Genomic DNA, 11779 nt, shown 5'->3' with positions numbered 1-11779 from the left:
GTTCAGCCCTCCCAGATGGAGTACGCGAGAACGTCGTGGGCCGCATCGTCCGCGACCGTGTCGGCGTAGACCGTGCGATGCGCCTCGCCCGGATACGGCGGGTCGAAGCGGCGCAGCTGGGCCGCCAGCACCTTCGCGGGCACCGGATGCGCACGTTCCGCGTTCCGCTCCTGCACCACCGGCTCCGGAGCCAGATGCACCAGATGCTCGACCAGCGCATTGCGGCGCCGTGCGACGGCATCGACCAAGCCCCGTTGCTGCCGGGTCAGGGAGGTCGCGTCCCAGACCACGTCCGTTCCCCGCGCCAAAGCCTCGTCGAGCAGCCGCAAACCCTCGCTCAGCACTTCCTGGTTCGCCGACTGATCCGTTCGTGATCCGCGCGCCGTGCGCAGGTCGTCGAGGCTGACCAGCTCTGTGCCGGCCGCTGTGTCGGCGCGTCCCGCGAGTGCTTTCGCCGTCGAGCTCTTACCGCTCCCGGACACGCCGACCATGTGCAGCAGCTTCGGGAACGCCCCGTCCCGCCAGCGCCACGTCGCCGCCGTCGCCTCCTCGGACGAGGCGATGCGCCCCTCGGCGAACAGCTGACGCGCTTCGCCCCAGCAGCGGTCGGCCGCTCGCGGGGGAAGCTCGGCGAAGGCCTCGCGGCAGGCCAGCCGGAGCGTTCCGGGAAGCACCGCGAGATCATCGGCGAACAACACAGACCACGCGACGTTCTCCGCGGCAGCGGCATCCGGAGCGGTGGCGGCGGCGACGGCGTGGAGCACCGCCAAGTCCGTGCCGAACGCCATGCGGACGAGCCCCGCGCGCCTGTACTCGTCGTCGATAGCCGTCTGCACACGAGGAGCGAGTCCGACGACGTCCGCGATCCGCCGCACGGTCGGCATCTCCAACGACGCCGCGAGGTCTGCCATAAGCGCGGCGCGCGGCCGGTGATGCAGAAGCGCGGCGACGGAGCCGACCAGGCGCGCGTTGCCGTAGCAGCCGGCGGCGTCAAGACGCACATAGGCGTCGGCCAAGAGATCGTCGTGCTTAGGCGGCTCTGTAGAGAGCGCAGTGGCCAGTTCCTCGGCGCCGACGTCCATACCGCTGCGCACGGCCCAGAACGGAGCCTTGGCCCCGAGCTTGTTGGGCACCACCTCGGCATGCATCCAGTGCGTGTCGGTCTGCACATGAGACGGTCGGACCCACTTGGCGACTCGCTCCGCGAACTCCGTATAAGCGAATCCCTCTGCGGGACGCACTACGTAGCCCTCTTGGCGGGTCAGATCCAGTTTCAGCTGCTGCTGGATCAGCTTCTCGTCGAAGTCGCCGGCCCACAGGACGCGCGGCGTCGGAATCCCCAGTCCCTGAAGGAACGCCACCGTCGACATCCAGTCGAGACACTGGTCGCCGTCCCATACAGAGAACCCATAGAAGAACCCGTCCAGGTCCTCATAAGGGATCGAATGCTTGGCGAACAGGTTCTCGCCGGAGATCCGCCACCCTTCGGGGATCCGTGCGGCGATCCGGCTGTGCAGCGCCTTCACCCAGGCGCGCGACGGATGATGCGCGGAGTCCAAGGAACGCGCGTGCAGTCCGTCCGCGTAGAGAGTGGTGTTCTCCCCGTCCATCTTCTCGGTGACGACGACGCGGCGGCCTGCGAGCCCTGACAGATCCCGGGCACGCACGTCGTCTGCGGTGGCGCCGGGCGACCAGGGCAGATGAGGGGTGCGGGGATAGTGGACTCGCATTCCGCCACTGTAGGGACCGATCCCGTACGGCTCTACGGAATAACGACCCACACGTCCGTCGCCGTCCCGCCGGCCATCGGCGGTCGCACCTCCTCGTGCCAGGCGTCGCCGGCGACCTCCGAGGCCACGCGTCGCCAGAACTGCGCGCCCTCGACGTTGCGCTCCTGGAACGCGATCTCCCACGGGCCCGGATGCGCGGCCAGCACCTGCTTGACGAACTGCGTCCCGTATCCGCTACGTCGGGCGCCCCGCACGATGAAGAAGCTGTTGAGCACGCGCGCGGGCTGCTCCAAGGCTCGGACGAAGGCGAAACCCGCGGGACGGTCTCCGACGAGTGCCAGGTACGCGGCCCAGTTCTCGTCCTCCAACGCCGAATGCAGCCTCTCGGTCCGGAACGAGCCGTCGGGGTTGGGCAGCTGCTCGGCGAACTCCGACATGTCGTGGCGGAACATCAGCCACATGCGCTCCAGCGCCGCGCGGTCGACGGGATCGGCGGAGTCGGCGCGGCGTACCAGCAGTTCAGGCATGGGAATCTCCCGGAAAGGGTGTCAGGGAACAGAAAAAGCCTCCCGGAGAACCGGGAGGCCTGCAGATGCGAGGACAGTCTATCGTCCTGCGGCGGTAATGGTCTTTCCGGGGCGTGGGGCATGACGGTACGGTCTGGCTGTCAAGGCGTTGGCGAGATTGCGGCTGGGAAGATACCTTCGCCGCTGGGGAGGGTGTTTTGAGTTTGCTGCCACAGAACCGGGTTCAACGGACCATGGCCGTCGCCACGTTCGTCAACACGATCGGCAACGGCATGTACATGACCGTCATGGTCATGTACTTCACGCGGTCGGTGGGCCTGCCGGCCTCGCAGGTGGGCCTGGGCTTCACCATCGCCGGCCTGATCGGGCTGGCCGCCGGGGTTCCGGTCGGCCACCTCGCGGACCGGCGCGGGCCGCGGGAGGTGAGCGTGGTGCTCGGTCTGCTGGCCGGTGTGGTGATGGTGGGGTTCACCATGGTGCACAGCTTCTGGCAGTTTCTCGGGGTCGCGATCGTCGAGAACCTGGTCGCCTCCAGCAACCGGGCCGCGCGCGGGGCGATGATCGCGCGGTTCGGGGGCGAGGACAAGGCGGTGTTCCGGGCGTATCTGCGCTCGGTGACGAATGTCGGGATCGCGTTGGGCGGGGTGGCCGGCGGGCTCGGCCTGGTCTTCGACACGCGCGCCTGGTACGTCGGGCTGATCGGGTTCAATGCCCTGTCGTTCGTCGTGTCCTCGCTGATCGCGCTGCGCGTGCCGCGGATGGATCCGCTGCCGGTGCCGCCGGGGGCCAACCGGTGGATCGCGATGGGGGACCGGCGGTTCCTCGCCTCCGCGGGGCTGATCGGCTTGATGAGCATGCAGTTCGAGGTGCTGCTGTTCGCCGCGCCGCTGTGGATCGCCAAGCTGGGGCACGCTCCGCGCTGGACCGTCGGCGCGGTGCTGGTGATCAACACGGTCCTGGTGGCGACGCTGCAGGTGCGGATGAGCCGGGGCGTGGACACGGTCGCGAAGGGTGTGAAGGCCACCGTGCGATCCGGGTGGATCTTCGCCGGGGCCGCGGTGCTGTTCGGGTCGATCGGGTGGGTGCCGGCGTGGGCGGCGGTGGTGCTGCTGCTGGTCGCCGCCGCGGTGCACTCGCTCGGCGAGATCGTGCAGCAGGCCGGGGTGTTCGAGCTCGGGTACGAGCTGGCCGCCGAGCACGCGCAGGGGCAGTACCAGGGGCTGCTCTCGATGATGACCGGGGCCGCCATGTCGCTGGCACCGGGGGTCTTCGCGCTGGCGTGTGTGGACTGGGCTCCGGCCGGCTGGTTCGTGATCGGGGCGGTGTTCGCGGCCGCCGGGTGCGCGATGCCGCTGGCGGTGCGGATCCGGCCCCCGGCGCTGCTGGCCGCGATGGAGGCGGCTGTGGCGATGGAGGCGGGACCGGTCGCGGTCGCCGAGGTGCAGGCGGTCTGAGTCTGAAGGCGGGCCGGTCGACCGGGCTGACAGCTCGGCCTGACAGCTCGGGCTGATGAGCTCGGCCTGACAGCTTGGCCCTACAGATCGGGCTGGACAGATCGGCCTGATGAGCTCGGGCAGATAGATCGGGCGGGTGCCGTCTGCTTGCGGACACCGCCGCGGTCCGGTGCGATGATGCCGACAACGCCTCGGATGTGGAGTCCGCATGACCGCCTCGAAGACCGTTCTGATCACCGGCACCTCCTCGGGCATCGGCCTGGCCGCGGCCGTCGCCGCCGCGCGCGCCGGCTGGGAGGTCGTGGCCACCATGCGCGATCCGGGCAAGGCCGGCCACCTGCTGGCCCAGGCCGGTGCGGTCGGGGCCGCGGGCCGGATCCACGTCGAGCGCCTCGACGTCACTGACGCGGCGAGCATCGAGTCGGCTGTGGCGCGTGTGACGGCTGCGCACGGCGGGCTCGACGCGGTGGTCAACAACGCCGGGGCCGGTGTGGTCGGGACGATCGAGATCGCCGGGATGGATCCGGTCCGGGCGGCCATGGAGGTCAACTACTTCGGCGTCGTGGAGGTCACCCGGGCGGCGATGCCGCACCTGCGGGCGTCGAAGGGCCGGCTGGTCACGGTCACGAGCGTCGGCGGCGTGGTCGGGCAGCCGTTCAACGAGGCGTACTGCGCCGCGAAGTTCGCCGTCGAGGGCTTCATGGAGGCGCTGACCTCGGTCGCGGCGACGGTCGGGGTGCGGGTGACGGTGGTCGAGCCCGGCGCGGTGGCCAGCGAGTTCGTCGCCAGCCAGCGGCTGGACGTGCCGGCGCTGGTGGCCGGCGCCGGTCCCTACGGCCCGGCACTGCAGAGCTACATCGACCGTGCGCGCCAGTCCTTCAGCAACGCGCAGACCGCCGCGGAGGCCGCCACGACGGTCGTGGACGTGCTGGAGTCCGAGGACCCGCCGTTCCGGGTTCAGACCTCCGAGTGGGCCCGCGGGTTCGTCGGGACCAAACTGGCTGACGTCGACGGGTCCGCGGTGCAGGCGATGGTGGCGCAGTGGGTCGGAGCGCGGTGATCCGTAAGGGACAATAAAGGCATGCCAGGTGTCCTTCCCGACGGTGAACCCGTCCCCGCAGACGGATCGCTGCCGCCGCAGGCCCTCGCCGAGCCCGACCTGTCCGGCACCCCGCTCGCGTTCTACATCCACGTCCCGTACTGCGCGACCCGCTGCGGCTACTGCGACTTCAACACCTACACCGCCTCCGAACTCGGCGGCGGCGCCTCGCAGGCCACCTACGGCGCCACCGCGATCGAGGAGATCCGGTTGGCGCGCGAGGTGCTCGGCGGTGCGGACCTGCCGGTGCGGACCGTGTTCTTCGGCGGCGGTACGCCGACCATGCTCCCGGCCGCCGATCTCGTCGCGCTGCTCGGCGCGGTCCGGGACGAGTTCGGGCTGGCGCCGGACGCCGAGGTCACCACGGAGGCCAACCCCGAGTCGGTGAACCCCGCGTATCTGGCCGAGCTGCGGGCCGGCGGGTTCACCCGGATCTCCTTCGGGATGCAGAGCGCGCGCGAGCACGTGCTGCGGATCCTGGACCGCCGGCACACCCCGGGGCGGCCCGAGGCCTGTGTGCGCGAGGCGCGCGAGGCTGGGTTCGAGCACGTCAACCTCGACCTGATCTACGGCACGCCCGGCGAGAGCGACGACGACTGGCGCGCCTCCCTGGACGCCGCGGTCGGCGCGGCCCCCGACCACGTCTCGGCGTACTCGCTGATCGTCGAGGACGGCACCCGCCTGGCGGCCCGGGTCAAGCGCGGCGAGCTGCCGATGATCGACGACGACGTCCACGCCGACCGTTACCTGATCGCCGAGGAGGCGCTGAGCGCCGCCGGCTACTCCTGGTACGAGGTCTCCAACTGGGCCGCCTCGCCGCAGGGCCGCTCGCAGCACAACCTGCTCTACTGGACCGGCGCCAACTGGTGGGGCGTCGGCCCCGGCGCGCACAGCCACGTCGGCGGCACGCGCTGGTGGAACGTCAAGCATCCCAGCGCCTACTCGCAGCGCATCGCGGCCGGCCAGTCCCCGGCGCACGCCCGCGAGGTGCTGGACGCCGAGGACCGGCGCGTCGAGCGGATCCTGTTGGAACTGCGGCTGGACTCCGGCTGTGACATCAGCATCCTCAAACCGGCCGGCCGCAAGGCCGCGATCGGCGCCGCGGCCGCCGGACTGCTCGATCCGCGGTCACTGGCCGAGGGGTTTGCAGTCCTTACGCTCAAGGGAAGACTGCTGGCAGACGCGGTTGTCCGGGATCTCGTGGACTGAGAGGATGGGCGCCATGACCACTGTGCGCCCGCAAGCCCGCGACGGCCTGCTGATCAGTGTGAACGTGGGCCTGCCCCGCGATGTCGAGCTGAACGGCGAGGTCCGGCAGACCGCGATCTTCAAGGATCCGGTGCCCGGACGGGTGAAGATCGTCGACCACCACGTCGACGGCGACCGTCAGGCCGACCAGGTGAACCACGCCGGCGTGCACAAGGCGGTGTACGCCTACTCCCGCGAGGATCTGGACTTCTGGGCCGCCGAACTCGGCCGTGAGATCGAGGACGGATTCGTCGGCGAGAACCTCACCGTCACCGGCTACGACGTCAGCCACGCCGTGGTCGGCGAGCGCTGGCGGGTCGGCGGCGTGGAGCTGGAGGTCGCGCAGCCGCGGATCCCGTGCTGGAAGCTCGGGGTGCGGGCCGGCGACCAGAGCATGACCCGCCGCTTCGAGCTCGCGCTGCGGCCCGGCGCCTATCTGCGGGTGGTCGCCGAGGGCGACGTCGGCGCCGGCGACCGGCTCGAGGTGCTGTCCCGGCCGGCGCACGGCTTCACCGTCGCCGACGGTTCCCGCATCTTCCACCGCGACCGAGCCGAGGCGGCGCGGCTGCTGGAGGTCGCCGAGCTCGCGCCGCCGCTGAAGCAGTGGGCGCGCAAGCGGCTCGGGATCCCCGAGGACGGCGCCGGGGGCGGAAGCGAATCCGAGGCCTGATTCGGGCAACGCGACCCGAAGATCACACGTCACGGTGCAAAGGGGGATCTCTTTCAGGAGGAACTAATGCATCGGTTCTCTCGGTCCACGGGGGCGTTGGCGGCGGTGGCGGCCGTCAGCGCACTGACGATGGCCGGCTGCGGCTCCAGCACCAACACCAAAAGCGCGGGCGGCTCCGGCACCACGGTGACGACCGCCGCCACCAGCAGTGCTTCCAGTCCGACCGCTGTTTCAAGCCCGACCACAGCTTCGAACCCGACCAGCGCTTCCAGCCCGACCAGTGCCGGCGATCCGACCGGTACCTCCGCGGCGCCTTCCACGGCGCCTTCCACGACCGCCGGCTCCGCGGCCGGATCCGCGGATCCGGCGCACTGCGGCGGACTGGCCGAGAAGCTGGTGCCGCTGTCCGGTGCCGCGTCCGGGAACACGTTCACCGACCTCGTCGCCACCAACAACGGCACCACCGCCTGCACGCTGTCGGCGCAGCCCGACCTGAAGTACCTCGACGCGCACGATCAGCCGCTGGCGGTCTCCTTCAGCTCGGATCCGCAGCTGAAGCCGTACACCCTGGCCCCGGGCGCCTCGGCCGCGATGGTCATCGGTTACGGCAGCGACGGCAACGGCGTTTGCGTGGCGATCGCCGCCGTGCGCGTCACGCCGCCGGGTGACGACCTTCCGTTCGCCGGCCGGACTCACTGCGCGCACGACACCGCCTACGAAGAAGGCTGGGTCGCCGGGACGTACTCCGCCCCGCACTGAGGCTCGGCACGGCGCCCGGAGGAATCAGACTCCTGTCACAAAGTCGATCAGTTCCTCGACCCGGCCCAGCAGCTGCGGCTCCAGGTCCCGGAAATCGCGCACCGAGCGCAGGATCCGCTTCCAGGCCGCCGGGGTGTTCACCGGCCAGCCCAGGGCTTCGCAGACCCCTTCCTTCCAGGGGCGGCCGTGCGGGACCCGGGGCCAGGCCTGGATGCCCACGGCGGCGGGTTTGACCGCCTCCCAGACGTCGATGTACGGGTGCCCGACCACCAGCAGGTACTCGGCGTACGGGGAGCGCATGGCCGACTCCACGATGCGCGCCTCCTTCGTGCCCGGCACCAGATGGTCCACGAGCACACCCAGGCGCGCGTCGGGGCCGGGGCGGAAGGCGTCGACGATCGCCGCCAGATCGTCGACGCCTTCCAGGTATTCCACGACCACGCCCTCCACCCGGAGGTCGTCGCCCCAGACCTTCTCGACGAGTTCGGCGTCGTGCCGGCCCTCGACGTAGATGCGGCCGGCCCGGGCCACGCGGGCCCGCGCGCCGGGCACCGCGATGGAGCCCGAGGCGGTCCGCCGCGGCGTCGCAGGGCCCTGGGACGCCCGCGGGGCGACCAGGGTGACCGGGCGGCCGTCGATCCAGAACCCGGGGCCCAGCGGGAAGACCCGGTGCTTGCCGAGGCGGTCCTCGAGCGTGACCGTGGGGCCGCCGGGCGTCTTCTCGATCTGGATCACCGCGCCGCAGAAGCCGGTCTCGACGTCCTCCACGACGAGGTCGCGGACCGCCTCCACCTCCGTGGAGACCGGCCGGCGCCGGGCCGGGGCGAGGCCGGACAGGTCGCCTGAGTACTGCTTGCTGCGGATGTCGGGCTCTGGCACGCCCGCCAGACTACGGGAGCTCGCCGGACAGCTGGGCGTAGCCGCGCTTGACCGCCTGGGCGAAGTGCGCGGCGTCCTCGATCGGCCAGCTTCCGGCCTCCACCGCGCGCTCGACCGGGACGCCGTCGGCGTGCAGGGCCTTGATCTGCTCGGCCACCGCGGTGACGAATTCCTGTTGCCCCTGAAGGAATCCGCGGTCCGAGGGGTCGCCGTGGCCCGGGACGTAGGTGGCGTCCTGCCCGGTGAGCCCGCTCAGGGCGGCCAGCGTGAACGGCCAGTCCAGCGGGAAGGAGTCGCTGCCGTAGGCCACCGGGCCGGACTGCTCGATGAGGTCGCCGCTGATCGCGACCGCCGCGTCCGGCAGCCAGACCACCAGGTCGTTGTCGGTGTGGCCGCGGCCGATGTGGCGCAGTTCGGCGATTCGGCCGCCGAGATCGAGCGTGTGCTCGCGGGCGACGAGGTGGTCGGGTTTGCGGACCACCAGCTCGTCCAACTTCGCCTGCCACTCCGGGCCGCCCTCGCGCAGCAGGTACTCGCTGAACGTCGCGAACTCCGGGTCGGCGCGGTCGAAGTCCGGCAGGTTCTCGTGGCCCCAGAAGTCCGCCGGCGGCACCTGGTGCGGCACGTCGAAGGCGGCGTTGCCCCACATGTGGTCGAAATGCGTGTGCGTGTTGACGACCCAGCGCACCGGCAGCGGTGTGAGCTCGGCCAACTCCTCGCGCAGTTCCCGGCCCTCCTGGACGCTGCACCGGGTGTCGGCGACCAGGACGCCGTCCCCGCCCAGAACGGCGGTCACGGTGACGTTCACGGGGTCGAAGCGGCGGATGAAGACGCGGTCGGCGGTCTCGGTCCAGGTGGTCATGGCTTGATCTTGCCAGCGCTGGGCACATCAACGAAGGGCCGATGTTCGCCCGGGCGCGCGCCGAGCTTTCTGACCGGCGGGTTCGACCTGGGCCGCAGCCGAAAGCGCACGGGGGGAAGGAGCATTCGGAGGCTACACGCCGTTACACTGAAAGGAATGCCTTGGCACTCCACCTCGGTGAGTGCCAGGGACGGCGGCCGGCCGGGCCGAGAAGATGCGGAGGCGGGTGTGACGACCGAGAGCAGGCTCGACGAGCGCAAGCTCGACGTGCTCCGCGCCATCGTGCAGGACTACGTCGCCACCAGGGAGCCGGTAGGCTCCAAGGCCCTGGTCGAGCGGCACAACATCGGCGTGTCGCCGGCGACGATACGCAACGAGATGGCCGCCCTGGAGGACGAGGGCTACATCCACCAGCCGCACACCAGCGCCGGCCGGGTCCCCACCGACAAGGGCTACCGACTGTTCGTGGACCGGCTCTCGCAGGTCAAGCCGTTGTCCGGGGCCGAGAAGCGGGCCATCCACTCCTTCCTGGACGGCGCGGTCGACCTCGACGACGTGGTGGCGCGCACCGTGCGGCTGCTGGCCCAGATAACGCAGCAGGTCGCGGTGGTCCAGTACCCCTCGCTGAGCCGCTCGGCGGTGCGGCACGTGGAGCTGGTGCCGCTGACCCCGGCCCGGATCATGCTGGTGCTGATCACCGACACCGGCCGGGTGGAGCAGCGGATCGTGGACTGCGGCGCCCCGGTTCCGGAGTCCACCGTGGCCGACGTGCGGGCCCGGCTGAACGCCGAGGTCGGCGCCCGGCGCCTGAACGACGTGCCGACGCTGCTGGCCGACTTCGCCGAGCGCTTCGGCGAGGAGGACCGCGACTGGGTCGGAGTGGTGATCGCCACGCTGCTGGACGCGGTGGTCGAGCAGCGCGAGGAGCGGATAGTGATGTCCGGCACCGCCAACCTGGCGCGCTTCCGCCATGATTTCCCCGACACGGTTTACCCGGTGCTGGAGGCCTTGGAGGAACAAGTCGTGCTCCTGCGCTTGTTCGGAGAGGCACAGTCCGGTCTCACCGTGCGGATCGGACACGAGAACGCGCACGAGGGCCTGATCGGCACGTCAGTGGTGAGCACCGGGTATGGACGGGGCGAGCGGGACGTGGTCGCCCACCTGGGCGTGCTCGGGCCCACACGGATGGATTACCCCGGCACGATGGGCGCGGTCACCGCCGTGGCCGCGTATGTGGGGCGCATACTGGCTGAGACCTAAGCTTGAAAAGAGTCCTGCGGCGCGTAGCGCCTCTATGTGGGGCGGAGGTCGGGCGACGGGCGGGCACCACGTAGCGTGTAGTCGAGCAGTTTTTTCTGGGCGGAGTCTAGCGAGGGCATGTCGGTGTCGACGGATTACTACAGCGTTCTGGGTGTGCGGCGTGACGCCACGCAGGACGAGATCAAGAAGGCGTACCGGCGCCTGGCCCGTGAACTGCACCCGGACGTCAACCCGGATCCGGGGACGCAAGAGCGGTTCAAAGAGATAGGCATGGCGTACGAGGTCCTGTCGGACCCGCAGAAGCGCCAGATGTACGACCTCGGCGGCGACCCGCGGAGCGCCGGGGCCGGCGCGGGCGGCTTCGCCGGCTTCGGGTTCACCGACATCATGGACGCCTTCTTCGGCGGCCAGACCTCGCGCGGGCCGCGTTCGCGGGTCCGCAAGGGCAACGACGCGCTGATCCGGATCGAGATCGAGCTGGCCGACGCCGCCTTCGGCTCGGCGCGCGAGATCAGCGTGGACACCGCGGTGATCTGCGTGGCCTGCTCCGGCGAGGGCTCGGCCCCGGGCACCCACCCGGTCACCTGCGACATGTGCAACGGCCGCGGCGAGGTCTCCCAGGTCACCCGCTCGTTCCTGGGCCAGGTCATGACCTCCCGGCCGTGCCCGCAGTGCCAGGGCTTCGGCACGGTGGTCCCCTCGCCGTGTCCGGAGTGCAGCGGCGAGGGCCGGGTGCGCACCCGGCGCAAGCTGACCGTGAAGATCCCGCCGGGCGTCGACAACGGCACCCGGATCCAGCTCGCCGGCGAGGGCGAGGTCGGCCCCGGCGGCGGTCCGGCCGGCGACCTGTTCATCGAGATCGTCGAGCTGCCGCACCAGATCTTCCAGCGCCGCGGGGACGACCTGCACTGCACGATGACGCTGCCGATGACCGCCGCCTCGCTGGGCACGAAGCTGCCTCTGGAGACCCTGGACGGCCCCGCCGAGATCGACGTGCGCCCCGGCACCCAGTCCGGCCACGCGATCACCCTGCGCGGCCGCGGCATCCAGCACCTGCGCGGGACCGGTCGCGGCGACCTGGTCGTGCACGTCGAGGTGAAGACCCCGTCGAAGCTGGACCCGGAGCAGGAGGAACTGCTGCGCCGGCTGGCCAAGCTGCGCGGCGAGGAGCGCCCCTCCGGGGAGTTCGCGCCCGGGCAGCAGAAGCTGTTCTCGCGGCTGCGGGACGCCTTCAACGCCCGCTGACGCCGCCCCACGGCGAGCAGCGGGCAGCGGGCAAGCGCGGCGAAGA

General features: G+C 70.9%; 11 protein-coding genes. 7 read left to right on the top strand and 4 right to left on the bottom strand.

The features are described 5' to 3' along the window. Positions 1-2: 2 nt before the first annotated feature. Entirely contained in the window at positions 3-1730 is a 1728-nt protein-coding gene (locus ABIA35_RS14990; RefSeq protein ID WP_370358279.1) for an RNA ligase family protein, read from the bottom strand. 32 nt (positions 1731-1762) lie between these two features. Then, entirely contained in the window at positions 1763-2257 is a 495-nt protein-coding gene (locus tag ABIA35_RS14985; protein ID WP_370338507.1) for a GNAT family N-acetyltransferase, read from the bottom strand. A 233-nt stretch (positions 2258-2490) separates the two neighbouring features. Here ABIA35_RS14985 and ABIA35_RS14980 point away from each other — a divergent pair, with 233 nt between their 5' ends. From ABIA35_RS14980 to ABIA35_RS14960, 5 genes are all read left to right on the top strand, one after another. After that, positions 2491-3711 carry an MFS transporter gene (locus tag ABIA35_RS14980; protein WP_370358278.1) on the top strand — a complete coding sequence of 407 codons (1221 nt, stop codon included), beginning with the start codon at positions 2491-2493 and terminating at the stop codon, positions 3709-3711. 208 nt (positions 3712-3919) lie between these two features. Then, complete coding sequence (locus ABIA35_RS14975; protein WP_370338511.1) at positions 3920-4771, top strand: SDR family NAD(P)-dependent oxidoreductase; 852 nt, start codon at positions 3920-3922, stop codon at positions 4769-4771. A gap of 21 nt (positions 4772-4792) precedes the next feature. After that, positions 4793-6019: a radical SAM family heme chaperone HemW gene (hemW, locus tag ABIA35_RS14970; RefSeq protein WP_370358277.1), complete on the top strand. Its 1227-nt coding sequence runs from the start codon at positions 4793-4795 to the stop codon at positions 6017-6019. 13 nt (positions 6020-6032) lie between these two features. Beyond that, positions 6033-6728: an MOSC domain-containing protein gene (locus tag ABIA35_RS14965; RefSeq protein WP_370338515.1), complete on the top strand. Its 696-nt coding sequence runs from the start codon at positions 6033-6035 to the stop codon at positions 6726-6728. A gap of 66 nt (positions 6729-6794) precedes the next feature. Then, positions 6795-7487 (top strand): DUF4232 domain-containing protein, encoded by a 693-nt coding sequence (locus ABIA35_RS14960; RefSeq protein ID WP_370358276.1) that lies wholly within the window; start codon positions 6795-6797, stop codon positions 7485-7487. 24 nt (positions 7488-7511) lie between these two features. On the opposite strand, the gene ABIA35_RS14955 is transcribed toward ABIA35_RS14960, so the two are convergent. Together ABIA35_RS14955 and ABIA35_RS14950 are read right to left on the bottom strand one after the other, a co-directional pair. Continuing rightward, the gene (locus ABIA35_RS14955; RefSeq protein WP_370358325.1) at positions 7512-8324 is read right to left on the bottom strand and encodes a DUF3097 domain-containing protein; all 813 of its coding nucleotides are present in this window, start codon (positions 8322-8324) and stop codon (positions 7512-7514) included. Positions 8325-8376: 52 nt separating this feature from the next. Beyond that, positions 8377-9228, bottom strand: coding sequence for an MBL fold metallo-hydrolase (locus ABIA35_RS14950; protein WP_370358275.1), 852 nt, complete (start codon positions 9226-9228; stop codon positions 8377-8379). A 228-nt stretch (positions 9229-9456) separates the two neighbouring features. Between ABIA35_RS14950 and hrcA the strand changes: the two genes are divergently transcribed. Both hrcA and dnaJ read left to right on the top strand, forming a co-directional pair. After that, the gene (hrcA, locus tag ABIA35_RS14945) at positions 9457-10488 is read left to right on the top strand and encodes a heat-inducible transcriptional repressor HrcA (protein ID WP_370338521.1); all 1032 of its coding nucleotides are present in this window, start codon (positions 9457-9459) and stop codon (positions 10486-10488) included. Between the two features lie 123 nt (positions 10489-10611). Next, a complete protein-coding gene (gene dnaJ, locus ABIA35_RS14940) occupies positions 10612-11733 on the top strand; it encodes a molecular chaperone DnaJ (RefSeq protein WP_370339234.1) in 1122 nt (373 codons plus the stop codon). Positions 11734-11779: the final 46 nt, after the last annotated feature.

It is taken from the genome of Catenulispora sp. MAP12-49 (genome assembly GCF_041262705.1).
In the GTDB taxonomy this organism is placed as follows: Bacteria; Actinomycetota; Actinomycetes; order Streptomycetales; family Catenulisporaceae; genus Catenulispora.
The sequence above is the reverse complement of the archived record's forward strand: the minus strand, read 5'-3'. Positions and strand labels throughout refer to the sequence as shown.

Coding starts and splice junctions, on each gene's coding strand:
- ABIA35_RS14990 (WP_370358279.1), bottom strand. CDS start 1,730: ATGCGAGTCCACTATCCCCGCACCCCTCATCTGCCCTGGTCGCCCGGC.
- ABIA35_RS14985 (WP_370338507.1), bottom strand. CDS start 2,257: ATGCCTGAACTGCTGGTACGCCGCGCCGACTCCGCCGATCCCGTCGAC.
- ABIA35_RS14980 (WP_370358278.1), top strand. CDS start 2,491: ATGGCCGTCGCCACGTTCGTCAACACGATCGGCAACGGCATGTACATG.
- ABIA35_RS14975 (WP_370338511.1), top strand. CDS start 3,920: ATGACCGCCTCGAAGACCGTTCTGATCACCGGCACCTCCTCGGGCATC.
- hemW (WP_370358277.1), top strand. CDS start 4,793: ATGCCAGGTGTCCTTCCCGACGGTGAACCCGTCCCCGCAGACGGATCG.
- ABIA35_RS14965 (WP_370338515.1), top strand. CDS start 6,033: ATGACCACTGTGCGCCCGCAAGCCCGCGACGGCCTGCTGATCAGTGTG.
- ABIA35_RS14960 (WP_370358276.1), top strand. CDS start 6,795: ATGCATCGGTTCTCTCGGTCCACGGGGGCGTTGGCGGCGGTGGCGGCC.
- ABIA35_RS14950 (WP_370358275.1), bottom strand. CDS start 9,228: ATGACCACCTGGACCGAGACCGCCGACCGCGTCTTCATCCGCCGCTTC.